Annotated in this window: 17 protein-coding genes; 8 read left to right on the top strand and 9 right to left on the bottom strand. The window is 60.7% G+C overall.

The window, feature by feature from the left end:
- Positions 1–12 precede the first annotated feature (12 nt).
- Entirely contained in the window at positions 13–768 is a 756-nt protein-coding gene (locus GRI43_RS03440; RefSeq protein WP_160729678.1) for a 3-hydroxybutyrate dehydrogenase, read from the bottom strand.
- Positions 769–882: 114 nt separating this feature from the next.
- On the opposite strand from GRI43_RS03440, the gene ypfJ reads away from it, so the two are divergent.
- The gene (gene ypfJ, locus GRI43_RS03435) at positions 883–1,749 is read left to right on the top strand and encodes a KPN_02809 family neutral zinc metallopeptidase (protein WP_160729677.1); all 867 of its coding nucleotides are present in this window, start codon (positions 883–885) and stop codon (positions 1,747–1,749) included.
- Positions 1,712–2,335, top strand: a complete 624-nt coding sequence (locus GRI43_RS03430) for a hypothetical protein (RefSeq protein ID WP_202391581.1) — start codon at positions 1,712–1,714, stop codon at positions 2,333–2,335. Before ypfJ ends, GRI43_RS03430 begins: the two co-directional genes overlap by 38 nt.
- A gap of 105 nt (positions 2,336–2,440) precedes the next feature.
- Here GRI43_RS03430 and GRI43_RS03425 read toward each other — a convergent pair whose 3' ends face one another.
- The 6 genes from GRI43_RS03425 to sdhC all read right to left on the bottom strand — a co-directional run bounded on the left by GRI43_RS03425 (position 2,441) and on the right by sdhC (position 7,741).
- Positions 2,441–4,018, bottom strand: coding sequence for a M56 family metallopeptidase (locus GRI43_RS03425; protein ID WP_160729676.1), 1,578 nt, complete (start codon positions 4,016–4,018; stop codon positions 2,441–2,443).
- Positions 4,015–4,404, bottom strand: coding sequence for a BlaI/MecI/CopY family transcriptional regulator (locus tag GRI43_RS03420; RefSeq protein WP_160729675.1), 390 nt, complete (start codon positions 4,402–4,404; stop codon positions 4,015–4,017). Before GRI43_RS03420 ends, GRI43_RS03425 begins: the two co-directional genes overlap by 4 nt.
- Before the next feature lie 105 nt (positions 4,405–4,509).
- Positions 4,510–5,037, bottom strand: a complete 528-nt coding sequence (locus GRI43_RS03415; protein WP_160729674.1) for a hypothetical protein — start codon at positions 5,035–5,037, stop codon at positions 4,510–4,512.
- 47 nt (positions 5,038–5,084) lie between these two features.
- On the bottom strand, positions 5,085–6,908 hold the full coding sequence (gene sdhA / locus GRI43_RS03410) for a succinate dehydrogenase flavoprotein subunit (RefSeq protein WP_160729673.1): 1,824 nt from the start codon (positions 6,906–6,908) through the stop codon (positions 5,085–5,087).
- Positions 6,909–7,295: a succinate dehydrogenase, hydrophobic membrane anchor protein gene (gene sdhD, locus GRI43_RS03405; RefSeq protein WP_160729672.1), complete on the bottom strand. Its 387-nt coding sequence runs from the start codon at positions 7,293–7,295 to the stop codon at positions 6,909–6,911.
- Positions 7,296–7,306: 11 nt separating this feature from the next.
- Positions 7,307–7,741: a succinate dehydrogenase, cytochrome b556 subunit gene (gene sdhC / locus GRI43_RS03400; protein ID WP_160729671.1), complete on the bottom strand. Its 435-nt coding sequence runs from the start codon at positions 7,739–7,741 to the stop codon at positions 7,307–7,309.
- Positions 7,742–7,879: 138 nt separating this feature from the next.
- Between sdhC and GRI43_RS03395 the strand changes: the two genes are divergently transcribed.
- The 6 genes from GRI43_RS03395 (at position 7,880) to GRI43_RS03370 (ending at position 12,753) form a co-directional block, all read left to right on the top strand.
- Positions 7,880–8,602 carry an SDR family NAD(P)-dependent oxidoreductase gene (locus tag GRI43_RS03395; RefSeq protein WP_160729670.1) on the top strand — a complete coding sequence of 241 codons (723 nt, stop codon included), beginning with the start codon at positions 7,880–7,882 and terminating at the stop codon, positions 8,600–8,602.
- Positions 8,592–9,518 (top strand): subclass B3 metallo-beta-lactamase, encoded by a 927-nt coding sequence (gene bla, locus GRI43_RS03390; protein WP_160729669.1) that lies wholly within the window; start codon positions 8,592–8,594, stop codon positions 9,516–9,518. The genes GRI43_RS03395 and bla overlap by 11 nt, the downstream gene beginning before the upstream one ends.
- Positions 9,475–10,419 carry a 50S ribosomal protein L11 methyltransferase gene (locus tag GRI43_RS03385; RefSeq protein ID WP_235903595.1) on the top strand — a complete coding sequence of 315 codons (945 nt, stop codon included), beginning with the start codon at positions 9,475–9,477 and terminating at the stop codon, positions 10,417–10,419. The genes bla and GRI43_RS03385 overlap by 44 nt, the downstream gene beginning before the upstream one ends.
- On the top strand, positions 10,392–11,087 hold the full coding sequence (locus GRI43_RS03380) for a DUF2459 domain-containing protein (protein ID WP_338090000.1): 696 nt from the start codon (positions 10,392–10,394) through the stop codon (positions 11,085–11,087). The genes GRI43_RS03385 and GRI43_RS03380 overlap by 28 nt, the downstream gene beginning before the upstream one ends.
- A gap of 79 nt (positions 11,088–11,166) precedes the next feature.
- Positions 11,167–11,988 (top strand): sterol desaturase family protein, encoded by an 822-nt coding sequence (locus GRI43_RS03375; protein ID WP_160729668.1) that lies wholly within the window; start codon positions 11,167–11,169, stop codon positions 11,986–11,988.
- A 93-nt stretch (positions 11,989–12,081) separates the two neighbouring features.
- On the top strand, positions 12,082–12,753 hold the full coding sequence (locus GRI43_RS03370; RefSeq protein WP_160729667.1) for an SDR family oxidoreductase: 672 nt from the start codon (positions 12,082–12,084) through the stop codon (positions 12,751–12,753).
- Between the two features lie 34 nt (positions 12,754–12,787).
- Here GRI43_RS03370 and GRI43_RS03365 read toward each other — a convergent pair whose 3' ends face one another.
- Positions 12,788–13,276 (bottom strand): CinA family protein, encoded by a 489-nt coding sequence (locus tag GRI43_RS03365; RefSeq protein ID WP_160729666.1) that lies wholly within the window; start codon positions 13,274–13,276, stop codon positions 12,788–12,790.
- A gap of 245 nt (positions 13,277–13,521) precedes the next feature.
- On the bottom strand, positions 13,522–14,052 hold the full coding sequence (locus GRI43_RS03360) for a DUF7010 family protein (RefSeq protein ID WP_160729665.1): 531 nt from the start codon (positions 14,050–14,052) through the stop codon (positions 13,522–13,524).
- Positions 14,053–14,076 lie beyond the last annotated feature (24 nt).

The following is a 14,076-nucleotide window of genomic DNA, read 5'->3' as shown; positions in this document are numbered from 1 at the left end:
CTCGTATCGCCCCTATTCAGCGGTCCAGCCGCCATCGATGCTCCAGTTCGCACCGGTAACATTTCCGGCCTCTTCCCGGCACAGAAACACTGCCAGCGCTCCGATTTCCGAAGGCTGAACGAATTTCTTGGTCGGCTGTTTCGCCAGCAGGACGTCATTGATGACTTCGTCCCGGCTCAATCCGCGCGCCTTCATCGTATCGGGAATCTGCCCTTCGATCAGCGGGGTCCAGACATAACCGGGACTGATGCAATTCGCGGTGACGCCCGTCTGCGCGAGTTCCAGCGCGATCGTTTTGGTAAATCCGTCGATCCCGTGCTTCGACGCGTTGTATGCGCTTTTGAATGGCGATGCGGTTTTCGAATGCGCGCTGGCAGTGTTGATGATCCGACCCCATCCCTTTTGCTTCATGTGCGGCACAGCAAGCCGCGAGGTGTGGAATGCGGCAGTCAGGTTCAGCGCGATGATCGCGTTCCATTTGTCGACCGGAAATTCATCGACCGGCGAAACATGCTGCATCCCGGCATTGTTTACCAGGATATCGACCGGGCCAGCCTTCTCCATCAATTCCTCGCAGCCCTCCGCCGTCAGCAGGTCCGCCCCGACATGCGAGGCGCCCAGTTCATCGCAAAGTTTCGCAATCTCATCTGCATCGCCAAAGCCATTGAGGACGACCTCTGCACCCTCGGCGGCAAATGCACGGGCAATGGCCAGACCGATGCCAGAGGTTGAACCAGTAATCAGCGCACGTTTGCCGGAAAGGAACATTTGAAAACTCCGCGGGTTCTGTAAATAGGGACAATAAGTTCGAACGGACATTTGCGGCCAGCACCGCGGCTGTCCAGCACTATCGGCACCGGATGCCGACTTGAGGGGAATTCAATGCGTCTTAATCGCTTCGACACGAACAACATCAATGTCGGCACCACCGGCGGCAGCCGCTTTCCCGGCGGCGGCGGCGGAAAGGTCGGCTGCGGTACGATCGTGATCGCAATCATCGCAGCGCTGGTTTTCGGGGTGGACCCGATGCAGACGATCGGCGCACTCGGCGGCGCGGACCAGACCGGCCAGATCGAACAGCAAGGCTCCGGCCAGTCGGCAGAGGAAATCTGCACCTCGAACCAGTATTCGATGGAAACATGCAACGCGCTGAGCTCGCTCAATTCCACCTGGCAGCCAGTGTTCCAACAGGCAGGCGTGCCGTTTCAGCAGCCGATGCTGCGGTTTGCCACGTCGGACCGCTTCACCAGCGGCTGCGGCGCTGCCAGCAGCGGCATGGGCCCGTTTTACTGCCCTGCCGATCAGGGCATCTATATCGACACGCGGTTCTACGACACGATGGACAGGCAGCTTGGCGCGCGAGGTGATTTCGCCCGCTATTACGTGATTGCCCATGAATACGGGCATCACATCCAGACGCTGACCGGCGTTTCCGCCCAGATCCGCAGTTTGCAGCAGCGCAATCCGCGCGATGCAAACCAGCTTCAGGTGTTGATGGAACTGCAGGCCGACTGTTATGCTGGCGTATGGGCGGGCAAGAACCGCAACCTGATCGAACCGGGTGATATGGAAGAAGGGCTGAAAGCGGCGAGCGCCATTGGCGACGATACGCTGCAACGCAATTCAGGCCAACGGGTCAATCCAGAGGCATTCACTCACGGAACCAGCCAGCAACGGATGCAGGCACTACAGTTAGGACTTAAGAGCGCAGATGACACACAGTGTGACCGGATTGTCGAACTCAGTTAAGCGCGGGCTGGCGGCAGCATTGCTCGCCAGCTCGTTCCTTGCCGCGCCTGCTGCCGCGCAGGATCAGGACGAGGTCGTAACCGGCCGCAGTCCTGATGTGCGCGACGTTGCAACAACACCAATCCAGGATCTTAACCTGATGAAGGACGAGGTTCCGGAGGCTCTGAAAGACGCGGTGATCGCGCCTTACGCGAGCGAGAAGCTGATCGACTGCGATGCCATTAGGGACGAAGTGACCCGGCTCGACCGGGTGCTAGGCGACGATCTCGATATTGCCACCGATGACCGCCGCGATCTGACAGTGGGCAAAGTCGCGAAGAGCGCGGTCGGATCGCTGATCCCGTTTCGCGGCATCATCCGCGAGGTGTCGGGTGCAGCCGATCGGCAGCGCGATTTTCAGGAAGCAATCCTGGCCGGCGCAATCCGCCGCGGGTTTCTGAAAGGTCTGGGTGAAGCGCGCGACTGCCCCTATCCGGCGCGCCCTGCGTTCATGAAAATCGCAATCGACCGCGATGACGAGGTTGCATACGATGACGATGCGAACACCGAGGCTGTGACCACTCCTGATCCGAACAACCCGTTCTGAGATTTGGAAGTCGCAGTGATTGCGGGCTGTATCTGTTCAGTCCGGTCAAACAAAAAAGGGCGGAGGTCAGACCCCCGCCCTTTTTGATTCCTGCTGATGCTGCGGTCAGCTTTTTGCCTTCCAGGCCTTTATCTTCTCATCAAGCGCTTTCAGCACTTCCGCGCGCATTTCAGAGGGCATTTCCGGGTTTGACGCGATGGCCTTGCGCGCTTCTTTCAGGCCGGTCAGCGCATTTGCCATAATCTCGCTGGTGCACAGCTTTACGATCTTGTGACCATCCTTGCCGGTGACCTCGCCCGCACCGCCGCCGGCTTTGCAGTCGGCTTCGATCCTGGTCATGTCGCCCTTCTCGTCCTGCAGTTCGATCATCACTTCGCGATAGGTCTTCATCGCCTCTTCGATCTCGACATCAACTTCGCTCAGCTCTTCGCGCAATTCGCGCATCATTTCCTCACGCTCCTCTTTTGAAAGTTCGTGATCGCCTTCGATATGGCGAATAACCTTGCGTTCCCGGCGGACGTCCTTGCCGTTCTTGTCCTTTTCAACTTCGCGGATCACGTAAACGTGCTTTCCATCATCTGCCGCCGTAGCTCCGGCTTGCAGAGCCAGCGCCGAAGGAGGTGCTGGAGGAGCCGCCGGCGCGGGCGGAGCGATCCCGCCAATCGCCGGGGCCGCAGGCGCAGCCGGTGCGACCGGCGCAGGCGGCGGGTTCGGCGTGGTTATCGATTCTGCGTAACTGACCGATGCGGTAAGCGGCAGCGCCACCAGTGCGGCACCGATCAGCGCACGCCCTGCGATGCGGCGGCGGGTTGAAATATCAGACATAGTCAGGCTCCTCAGACGATGGATTATGCTTTTTTCGCCAATGACCGGACAGGCCATCGGTGCAGCGAGTGAAATCGGACGCGGCGCATTGGCGCTGGCCGCGAAACTGGCGATCACGGAGGCGTAGGCGGCTTTTTCGCCCTCCCCGCGAGACGCAATGACACGGGCATCGCAGGCGGCTTCCTGATCACGGCGCATCGCACGCCAGCCAAGCCAGCCGAGCGGATTGAACCAGTGCAGCGCAAACAACGGCTGGATCATCACGTTCACCAGCAGGTCGTGCGCACCGTGATGGGCAAACTCATGTTCCAGCGCAAGATCGCGTTCCTTGCGATTGCTGCGCGCCATGAAACCGGTGGGGAGCGCCACGACCTTGTCGAAAACGCCGAATGCGACAGGGGACTTGGTCGCAGGCGTTTCGACAAGGCGGATGCGGCCAGCCTCTCCCACCGGGCGCGCATCTTCCAGCAATTCATCCCGCATCCGGAAATAGAATCCGAAGCGGACAACCAGAAACACCGCAGCCCCGAGCAGCCAGATGCCCAGCACCAGCAGCGACCAGTCAATTGGTGCGGGGGCCGCTGGCAACGTAGACGATGCCTCTGCCGGGCCGGCCGGAATAAACGTGAAGCTGCCTTGCGACGTTTCTGCCGCCGGCAGCGGTTCGGCTGGTGCCAGCCATGCCGGCAGCACGATGGGCGGCAGGACAAGGCGGGCTAGTGGCAGAAACCACAAGGCATAGGCCGCGTGCGGGCCGAAATACCGCGCCACCGGCCTGCGAAGTACAAGGACCAGAGCGATTAGCGCAGCGGTCCAAACGAGCGTGTCGAACAGAAACGACTGAAATTCGCCGGTCATTTGCGCAGCTCCTTCAGCAGAGCTTCCATTTCAGCGAGATCATCCTCGCTCAGCGCTTCAGCCTCGGCCAGCTGTGCAAACAGGGGCGCTGCCCTGCCGCCAAATAACCGGTCAACCAGCCTGCGCGATTCTGCGCCGGTATAGGCGGTGCGCTCTATTGCCGGTGAATAGAGGAAGCGGCGCCCGTCGGGGGTTGTTGCCGCAGCCTGTTTCGCCACCAGACGTGATAGCAGCGTCTTCACTGTCGCCAGGCTCCAGTCGCGCTGCTCGCAGACCGCATCGCAAACTTCGGTCGCGGTCAGCGGGCTGCGTTCCCACAGCACCTCCATCACCGCGTGTTCGGCTTCGCTTATCCGTTCGGGCTTTTCATCTTTCGGCAACGCCACGTAACCGTCTCCCTTCTTCGATTACATCTGTAGCCATTACGACTACGTCTGTAAACATGAAGCCTGGATGAACGCACATTGCCGCTCGTCGAACGACATGAGGTGTTAGCCTGCTTTGCGGAAACGCTTGAGGTCGACAGCCATTTGCGCAGGGCGAAAGCCCTGGCCCGAGAAAAGCTTTTTCAAATCTGAAAAATGATCGAAATGCTGGAGCTGCCGGTGGTAGTAATTGATGTATTCGAGCCCGGCCAGAACCGCGGCTAGCGTGGCGCATATGCGATCAGCAAGCGACGCTGAAATGGCAGGTGATACCCACGCCGCCGCGACCGCGATACCTGCCGCTATCACCAAGATTAGCAGGATCCATTGCAGCCTGTCCGCCCATGCAAGGACCTGGCGAAGAGGGCCGGGCCTGCCTTGCATCTTCAACATTTTGCCGCGCCAGTAAAACCCGCCTAGCAGCAGCAGCACGGACATCGGGATGATTGCGATGCCCGACAAGAGCCCGATCCGGGTGTCCTCCGAGATAGCAACAAACAGCATTGCTGACGGAATGAACACGGCATTCGCGACTTCCATCCGCCAGTATCCAGCAAGGCGTTTTTCAAGCGCCGCCTTCCTGCCCGATTTCACGACATGTTTGCCGTGTGGGCAGCATCAGACAAGCGATTAGCCAAGGATCAGTATACCCGCTTCTTCGGCTTGATGTATTCCGCATCGTCGGTGAGCGTGTATTCGTGGACCGGGCGGTAGTCGATCTTGACCTCGCCGCCCTTGCCGCCCCAGCCGTTGAACCAGGCTGCAGTGTGCTTCATCCAGTTGGCATCATCGCGATCGGGGAAATCCTCGTGCGCGTGGGCGCCGCGGCTTTCCTTGCGGTTTTCAGCCGACGACATGGTCACGCTTGCCTGAGCAATCAGATTGTCGAGTTCCAGCGTTTCGATAAGGTCGCTGTTCCAGATCAGCGAACGATCCGACACCTTGATGTCGTCCATCTTCTTGTAGGTATCGGCAAGCTGCTTGACGCCTTCCGACATCAGCGCGCTGTCACGGAAAACGGCAGCGTGTTTCTGCATTGTCTTCTGCATGTCGGCACGGATTTCCGCAGTTGGCGATCCGCCATCCGCGTGACGGAAATGATCCAGACGGCCAAGCGCAAGATCGGCGCTGTCCTTGGGCAGTTCGGCCTGCGCCGCACCAGCCTTGGTAATTTCCTTCAGGCGGTGACCGGTCGCGCGGCCAAACACCACGAGGTCGATCAGCGAGTTCGAACCGAGGCGGTTTGCGCCGTGTACCGAAACACAGGCAGCCTCGCCCACAGCAAACAGGCCCGGAACCACCGTATCGGGGTTTCCGTCTGCGCCGATGGTAACGACTTCACCGTGATAGTTACAGGGGATACCGCCCATATTGTAATGGACTGTCGGGGTTACCGGCAGCGGCTGCCGGGTCAGGTCGACACCGGCGAAAATCTTGCCGCTTTCGGTGATGCCCGGCAGACGTTCCGCCAGAACCTTCGGATCGATGTGATCGAGGTGCAGATAAATGTGATCGCCATCGGGGCCAACACCGCGTCCTTCGCGCATTTCCAGCGCCATCGAACGGCTGACGACATCGCGCGATGCGAGGTCTTTGGCCGACGGGGCATAGCGCTCCATGAAACGCTCGCCTTCGGAGTTGGTGAGGTAACCGCCTTCGCCGCGGGCACCCTCGGTGATCAGCACGCCTGCGCCGTAGATACCGGTCGGGTGGAACTGCACGAATTCCATGTCCTGCAAAGGCAGTCCGGCGCGCAGCACCATGCCGCCGCCATCACCGGTGCAGGTGTGTGCGGAGGTCGCAGTGAAATAGCAGCGACCATAACCGCCGGTTGCCAGCACGACGTTCTGCGCACGGAAACGGTGGATCGATCCATCGTCCAGACACATCGCGATCACGCCGACGCAGCGGCCTTCGTTCATGATCAGGTCGAGCGCAAAGTATTCGATGAAGAAGTCCGCATCGTATTTCAGGCTCTGCTGATACAGCGCGTGCAGCATGGCGTGACCGGTACGGTCGGCTGCGGCACAGGTGCGCTGGACGGGAGGCCCCTCGCCCATGTTCTGCATGTGGCCACCAAACGGGCGCTGATAGATGGTGCCGTCTTCATTGCGCGAAAACGGAACGCCTGCGTGCTCCAGTTCGTAAACCGCCGCTGGCGCTTCCCGCGCGAGATATTCGATTGCGTCCTGGTCGCCCAGCCAATCGGCACCCTTTACGGTGTCGTACATGTGCCACGACCAATGGTCCGGCGTGTTGTTGCCGAGCGAGGCAGCAATGCCGCCCTGCGCTGCAACCGTGTGCGAACGGGTCGGGAAAACCTTGGAGATATTGGCGGTCTTAAGACCGGCTTCCGCGCTGCCCATGGTGGCGCGCAGGCCCGAACCGCCAGCCCCCACGACGACGACGTCATAGAGGTGGTCGATGATCTTGTAAGCCGGTGCTTGTGATGCGGCGTCAGCCATTTATGCGGCTCCTCCGAGAGCGAGACGGACAACGCAGAAGATACCGAATGCGGCTCCGCCAAGCGTTGCGAGATTGAGAAGTGCGAGCACGCCGAACTTGTTGCCCGCCGTGTGAACGTAATCTTCGACCAGAACCTGCAGACCGAGGCGCGCGTGCCAGAATACGCTGATGATCAGCAGCACCATCGCAGTCGCCGGGATCGGTCCCGCCAGATAGGAACTGACCGTCTCGTAAGACAGGTCAGGCAGCAGGATGAAGCTGGCCATCAGCCAGATGCTCAGCACGACATTGCCGATCGCGGTGAAGCGCTGGACCAGCCAGTGATGCGCGCCCTCGTGTGCAGAGCCGAGCCCGCGCACTTTACCGATGGAGGTTCCGTTACCCATGGTTCAATTCCTCAGAGCAGGATGATCGCGGCCCAGAAGGCGGCGGTCAGCAGAATGGCGATGATCGGGCTGGCGATGGACCACATGCGGTTTGCGTCCAGTTCATACCCCGCGCCGATATCCAGCACGAAGTGGCGCAGACCGGAACAAAGGTGCGTGAAGAATGCCCAGGACAGGCCAATCAGCACGATTTTGAGCAGGATCTTCACGATCGAGGACAGGATCTCTGCACCGCTAAAACTCAGCGCGCCGAAATCGGCCCAGACCCAGCCCTGGAAAGTCGCATAGGCTTCCGGGCCGCTGGCCAGCGCACCGAGCCACCAGAGCAAGATGCCAAGGCCGACAATCGCCATCCCGTCACCGGTAACGCGGTGAAGGATCGAGACCAGCATGTGCGGGCCCCATTTCCAGATCGAGAGGTGCGGTGAGAGTGGTCTGTTCGACATAAGCCTATCCGGTAAGTCCCTGTTTGCCCCGCGCATCGCCTGCGCAGCGCGACGTGAGCCCATCCCCTTAGCGCAATGTGTGCATGAAACAAGGCAGACAGCGTGGACTTCCCTTGCAAATTTTCGGATAGGGTTTGCATGACGCACATCTTACTTACCGGATCGAGCCGCGGCATCGGCGCGGCGATCCGCAGCCAGCTTGAAGCAAGACCCTCTGCAGAATCGATCAAGGTTGTCGGGCACGCCAGCAAGGCATCGGGCTCCGGCACCCTCGGCGCGGACTTTGCCCAGCCGCCTGCACCGCAGATATTGTGGCAGGAAGCGCTGGAAAAATCCGGCGGCACCATCGATGTGCTGATCAACAATGCCGGACTGTTCAAGGGATGCCCGCTCGACTGTTCGGATATCGAATGGCTCGACGCGTGGGAGGAAACACTGCGCATCAATCTGACTGCATCCGCGCAGCTTTCGCGCTTTGCCGTGCGCCACTGGCAGGAACGCGGCGTTCCGGGCCGGATCGTGCACATCGCCAGCCGCGCTGGCCACCGCGGCGACAGCCCGGCACACTGGCATTACGCAGCTGCCAAGGGCGGAATGCTGGCGATGCACAAGACCATCGCACGCGCCTATGCCAAGGACCGGATTTGCAGCTTTGCCATCACGCCCGGATTTACCGACACCGCGATGGCCGGCGACTATCTGGAGAGCCGCGGCGGCCCCGGCCTGCTCGCAGACATACCCTTGGGCCGTGTGGCGCAGCCTGACGAAATCGCCAACATCGCGGTTTATTGTGCGCTCGACGCACCGGAAAGCATGACCGGGACCACAATCGATGCCAATGGTGCCAGCTATGTACGCTAAACTCGCCTCGCTCGCTCTTTTGGCAGGAACATCCCTGCTCGCCTCATGCGCTAACGCATCGGCGATCAACTCTCCTGCCCTGACGGAGATTCCCGCTGACCAGGCCGCCTGGGCGGCTGAATGCGAACGGTGGGACAATTGGGACAAACCCGCCCCACCGTTTCAGATTCACGGCGGAACCTATTATGTGGGTACCTGCGGCATCTCGGCAATCCTGATCACGGGTGACGAGGGCCACATTCTGATCGACAGCGGAACAGAGGCGGGCGCAGATGTCATCGCGGCGAATATCCGTTCGCTCGGCATCGATCCGGCAGCAATCGATATACTGCTGCACAGCCACGAACATTTCGACCATGTCGGCGGCCATGCGACGATACAGGCACTGACCAATGCGCGCGTCGTAACCTCGCTGGAAGCGGCAGAGGTGCTCGGCAGCGGCATCATTTCGGAGGATGACCCGCAATACGGCACTCACGAGCCGATGACCCCGGTCGCAGCCAACACTCTGGTTCTGGACGGCGAGGTCATCACGCTAGGCAGCCTTGAACTGACCGCAATCGAAACGCCGGGCCACAGCCCCGGCGCGCTCAGCTGGGCATGGCGATCATGCGAGGGGAGCGATTGCCGGTCGATCGTCTATGCCGACAGCCTGTCCCCCGTGAGCCGCGAGGGTTACAAATTTAGCGACCACGCAGCCTATCTTGGCAATTACCGGCAAGCGCTGGGCCGTGTCGCCGCGCTTGATTGCGAGATTCTGCTGACCCCGCATCCATCCGCAAGTGACATGGTGCGCAGGATCGAAAGCGGCAACGGGCTTGTCGATCCGTCCGCTTGCCAGCGCTATGCCGACAGCATCAATACGCGCCTCGATGAACGGCTGGACAGCGAAATGGGCGCACCAAATGGCGGATAGCTGGAAGGTCACCGCCTACGGCAAGAAGCCGCTGATCCAGGGCGCTTTGCTGGCGCATGACGACGCGCTCGACTGGGACCCCGAAGTAGTTCTATCCGGCTGCGAAATCGCAGACGATCAACCCGACGACTGGATGCTCGAGGCGTGGTATCCGCGCAAGCCCGGCGCCGCCGACAAACAGGCGATCAAGGCGTTGTTCGCCGGTCAGGCCCCCGCACTTTCGGTCGAGAAACTGGAAGATCAGGACTGGCTGACACTTAGTCAGGAGGGAGTCGAACCGATCACCGCCGGCCGGTTCCACGTCCACACCCCCGATCACCCGCCCAGCGAAGACGGGGACCTGACCAGTTTCGTGATCCCCGCCAGCCAGGCTTTCGGCACCGGACAGCATGAAACGACCGCCGGATGTCTCGCGATGCTTACCTTGATGAAAAGCAGCGGCGTAACTGCGCGCAATGTGGCGGACATCGGGACCGGCACCGGACTGCTGGCCTTTGCCGCGCTCGATCTGTGGCCCCGCGCCCACGCGACCGCCAGCGATATCGATCCGGTCTGCACCGGTGTGGTGGAAAGTAATGCGGAAGCGAACGGTTTTGTCATGGGGCACCGCGCGGGCGAATTGACCATGATCATAGCCGACGGGATGGAGCATCCGCTGCTGCAGGCGCGCGGCCCATACGATGTACTGATCGCGAACATTCTGGCCGGGCCGCTGGTGGAACTTGCCCCCGGCTTTGCAGCCAGCGTGCCTGCTGGCGGGCATATCCTGCTGGCCGGACTGCTTACAGAGCAGGAGCAAAACGTGCGGCGGGCTTACAGGCGCGCAGGCTTCCGCCTCGCCAAGCGGCTGGTAAACGGGGATTGGTCAATATTGTGGCTGCGCAAGCGGACAACCGGCTGAAAACGGCCCTAGGCATAGCGCGCAACTCCGCCGCCTGGCTTGCGCTGGTGGCCGGGCTGTTCATGGCCAGCGCCTGGATCGGCAGCTCCGTCCCCCGCAACGCCGATTGGCAAGAGGCCGATGACGGGGTGACAATCCTGATCGAGACCAACGGTGTCCACACCGCAATCGTGATGCCGGCGATCACCGATCAGAAGAACTGGCGCACCCATTTCCCGACCAGCGATCTGAAATTCGATCTGGCCGGTTACACCCACGTCTCTGTTAGTTGGGGAGAGCGCGAGGTTTTCCTAAACACGCCCGCATGGGCCGACATAACGCCGTCCACGGTCATCGGCGCGGCAACCGGCGGTGATGGTTTGCTGCATATCGCCCATTATGTGCGCCCCGCCCCTGCATCCAACATTCGCCCGCTGACCATCAGCCGCGCGCAATATGCGCGCCTTGTCGGCGCGGTGGAGAAGAATGTCCTGCCCGTTGCCAACCGCGAGCGATATCCCGGCTATGGCGGGCAGGACGTGTTCTACGATGCGCCGGGCACCTATCACATCGGCAACACCTGCAATCAGTGGGTCAGCGACACTCTGGCGCAGGCCGGCATCAGGACCGGCTGGTGGACACCCTTTGCCGGCGGGGTGATGAAATGGGTTCCGCCGCTGGAACAATGAACGGCGCCGCAACTGCCAGACCGGCGTTCTTCATTGAGTTTTCAGGATTAACCGCGCAGGATGCCTACAGGAGCAATCAATGAACGCGGCGCAGCAGACACTTCTAAGCAAAATCGGCGAGCACATGATGCACGCGATGTATTTCGACCTGTCGCGGTACCTGATCGCGGCGGGCGTGCTCACCGCGATCCTGTGGGCAGGCGGGCGTTGGCTGGAAGTCCGCCGTATCCAGAACCGCCGGGCGAAACGGCAGGATTACACGCGCGAGTTCTTCTCCTCCATCCGCACTGTGTTCTTCTTCGGAGTAACCACCATCAGCACGCTGGTTATGCGCGAATACGGGCTGGTCAACTTCACGATCCAGGAATTCTCGATTCTCACCCTGGCCTGGCAGACCGCAGTGATGGTGATCGCGCATGATGCGTATTTCTATTGGATGCACCGCGGCCTGCATCACCGTAAGCTGTTCAAGGCGACCCACCTGCATCATCACAAATCGCGCACCCCCACGCCGTGGGCAGCCTACAGCTTCAGCACTTGGGAGGCGATTACGGAGGCTGCCTTCGTGCCCCTGTTCCTGCTCGCAACCAGCCTGCTGGGCATCACCTATGTCGGTTTCGCGATCTTCCTGTTCCTGTGGCACATGATCATCCGCAACGTGATTGGCCATGCGGGCATCGAGATTTATCCGCGGGGCTGGGTCGATAACCGCGTCACTCAGTGGTGGAACACGACCACGCATCACGACCTCCACCATTCCAGCGGCAATTATAATTTCGGGCTGTATTTCACCTGGTGGGACCGTTGGATGGGAACCGAGCATCCGCGCTACAAGCAAGAATTCCGCAAGGTCACCAGCCGGCAGGGCGAAACGGTTACGGGCGAAGCTGCCGTAAACTAGGTTCCCCCGCGCCTTCGCAGCACAGGATCAGGAACCGCAGCCGCCCGCAGGGTTTGATGATGTAACCGATCACATCAAACCAGCGAGCTTTTCATGACCAAGACACTTCTCATCACCGGCGCATCCACCGGCATCGGCGCCGCCACCGCACGCGCCGCTGCCAAAGCAGGCTGGAACGTCGCCCTGCTCGCCCGTTCGAAAGACAAGCTTGACCAGCTGGCGGATGAAATCGGCGATTGCGCGCTGGCTGTCGAATGCGATGTGACAGACCGGGCTGCGGTGAAAGACGCAGTGGACCAGACCGTTGCAAAATTCGGCGGCCTCGATGCCGTGTTTGCCAATGCTGGCACCGGGGTAAACACACCCGGCGTGGAAAAGGGCGATCCCGACGAATGGCACGACATGATCCACCTGAACATTCTCGCGGTGCTTTATACAGCTCACGCATCCTTGCCTGAACTGCGCAAGACCAAGGGACATTTCGTCGTCACCGGTTCCAAGGCGGGCCGGGAGCATTTCAAAGGCTCGATCTACAGCGCGACCAAATGGTTCGTGCACGGATTTGCCGGTAATCTGGCAGAGGAAATGCGCGAATTCGGCGGGCGCTGCACGGTGATTTCGCCGGGAATGGTCAACACGCCGTTCTTCGACGAACCAAAGCCGGAAAAACTCCAGCCCGAAGATGTCGCAAACGCGGTGATGTTCGCGGTCGAGCAGCCTGAAACCTCCGCTATCCGCGAGATTCACCTCATGCCCAACGACTGACGCGGGTCCTTCAACCCGCCCGGCAGTCAGCCGATCAGCCAGCCAGTGCTTTTTCGAGCGCAGCCAATGCGGCGCGGGTGAAATCCTCCATATTGGCAATCCGGTCGTTGCTGCCGGTCTCGGATACTGACACGAATTCTGCATCCGGGCTGACGATGGCGACACAGCTGCGCCCGGCGGGGGCGCCAGTCGGGTGTGTGCTGCCCCCTACCGAACCGCTTTCGGCGATGCCCCAGTCGGCCCCGAAATTGTCGCGAATGGACCGCGCCTGTAGCAATGCGTATTCCTCGCTCGCGCCGCGCATCCCATGATAGGCTTCGCGCGGCTGGGCAAAAAGCACGTCCCGCGCGCGGAAGGAATAGACCACCCCGCCCCCGACAAAGAAATCCAGCGCACCCGGCACGGTTAGCAGCGAGGCCGCAATCAGCCCGCCTGTCGCCCCGTCGGCCACAGCGATCTTCTCCCCCCGTTCGCGCAGCAAGCCAGCAATACGGAGCGCCTGCGGATGTGTTTCGGTAAGCATCAGCTGTTCAGCCCTTTCATCCCGGATTGCCAAGGATCGAACCTTCGGCAAGTTCGGCGTGACCATAGATCCCAAGTCTGGCTTTAAACAGGGGATCATTGGAACTTGCATTGCAAATGCGCCCGCCCCCAATACTTTCCAGCCAGTCGTCGCCAGAGGCTCTTACGCTTGAGCAACTACCGGCACGGCATTTGCAGCGGTTTTCGGACACGAGATCAGCGATCAGCTGTTTCGCGCCCTCCGCCTCATCGAAGATTGCGCCATGTCAGGAACACGCCGAACAGCACTTCGATAATCGCGACCGTCAATGTCACTCCGTCGGGAAGCGGTACGAAGCTGTAGATCCCGGCAAAGCCTGCGACCGTGACAAGCGCAGCAAGCAGCCAGAACAGCTTGTCTCCATAGGCGGTTCTGAACGCAAAATAGTGCGTCCCGACCATGATCGCCGACAGCGGCATGACCAGACCTAGATCGTAATTCAGGAAGAGCCACGCCGCGAACAGACCGGCGATCATCGCAATGGTCGATTCCATCACCAGCGGCCCGCCCGGATTGCCCGCCATTTCCTTCCCGCGCTTCAGAAATACGCGGTTCACAAGCAGCGCCGCAGGATAGATCAGCATCCCGCCAAAAAAGAGCACTCCAAAGCCGGTCGCGATCCCGGCGCGCGTTTCAGCAAGCCAGGCCGCCGTCCAGATCAGGCCCGAGATGATTACACCCGGTCCGCCGCCCGTATAGGCGCGGCTCAGATCGCTCTGTGCTTCTGAGATCTGCATGTGTTCCCCCTTGCGACAATATCC

The sequence above is a fragment of the Pontixanthobacter luteolus genome, from assembly GCF_009828095.1.
Lineage (GTDB): Bacteria > Pseudomonadota > Alphaproteobacteria > Sphingomonadales > Sphingomonadaceae > Pontixanthobacter > Pontixanthobacter luteolus.
Note: the sequence above shows the minus strand (reverse complement) of the source record. Positions and strands in the feature narration are given on the sequence as shown.

What these genes read in the sequence shown, in the direction of transcription:
- GRI43_RS03440 (WP_160729678.1), bottom strand. Translation starts at nt 768, where the DNA reads ATGTTCCTTTCCGGCAAACGTGCGCTGATTACTGGTTCAACCTCTGGC.
- ypfJ (WP_160729677.1), top strand. Translation starts at nt 883, where the DNA reads ATGCGTCTTAATCGCTTCGACACGAACAACATCAATGTCGGCACCACC.
- GRI43_RS03430 (WP_202391581.1), top strand. Translation starts at nt 1,712, where the DNA reads ATGACACACAGTGTGACCGGATTGTCGAACTCAGTTAAGCGCGGGCTG.
- GRI43_RS03425 (WP_160729676.1), bottom strand. Translation starts at nt 4,018, where the DNA reads ATGACCGGCGAATTTCAGTCGTTTCTGTTCGACACGCTCGTTTGGACC.
- sdhA (WP_160729673.1), bottom strand. Translation starts at nt 6,908, where the DNA reads ATGGCTGACGCCGCATCACAAGCACCGGCTTACAAGATCATCGACCAC.
- sdhD (WP_160729672.1), bottom strand. Translation starts at nt 7,295, where the DNA reads ATGGGTAACGGAACCTCCATCGGTAAAGTGCGCGGGCTCGGCTCTGCA.
- sdhC (WP_160729671.1), bottom strand. Translation starts at nt 7,741, where the DNA reads ATGTCGAACAGACCACTCTCACCGCACCTCTCGATCTGGAAATGGGGC.
- GRI43_RS03395 (WP_160729670.1), top strand. Translation starts at nt 7,880, where the DNA reads ATGACGCACATCTTACTTACCGGATCGAGCCGCGGCATCGGCGCGGCG.
- bla (WP_160729669.1), top strand. Translation starts at nt 8,592, where the DNA reads ATGTACGCTAAACTCGCCTCGCTCGCTCTTTTGGCAGGAACATCCCTG.
- GRI43_RS03385 (WP_235903595.1), top strand. Translation starts at nt 9,475, where the DNA reads ATGAACGGCTGGACAGCGAAATGGGCGCACCAAATGGCGGATAGCTGG.
- GRI43_RS03375 (WP_160729668.1), top strand. Translation starts at nt 11,167, where the DNA reads ATGAACGCGGCGCAGCAGACACTTCTAAGCAAAATCGGCGAGCACATG.
- GRI43_RS03370 (WP_160729667.1), top strand. Translation starts at nt 12,082, where the DNA reads ATGACCAAGACACTTCTCATCACCGGCGCATCCACCGGCATCGGCGCC.
- GRI43_RS03365 (WP_160729666.1), bottom strand. Translation starts at nt 13,276, where the DNA reads ATGCTTACCGAAACACATCCGCAGGCGCTCCGTATTGCTGGCTTGCTG.
- GRI43_RS03360 (WP_160729665.1), bottom strand. Translation starts at nt 14,052, where the DNA reads ATGCAGATCTCAGAAGCACAGAGCGATCTGAGCCGCGCCTATACGGGC.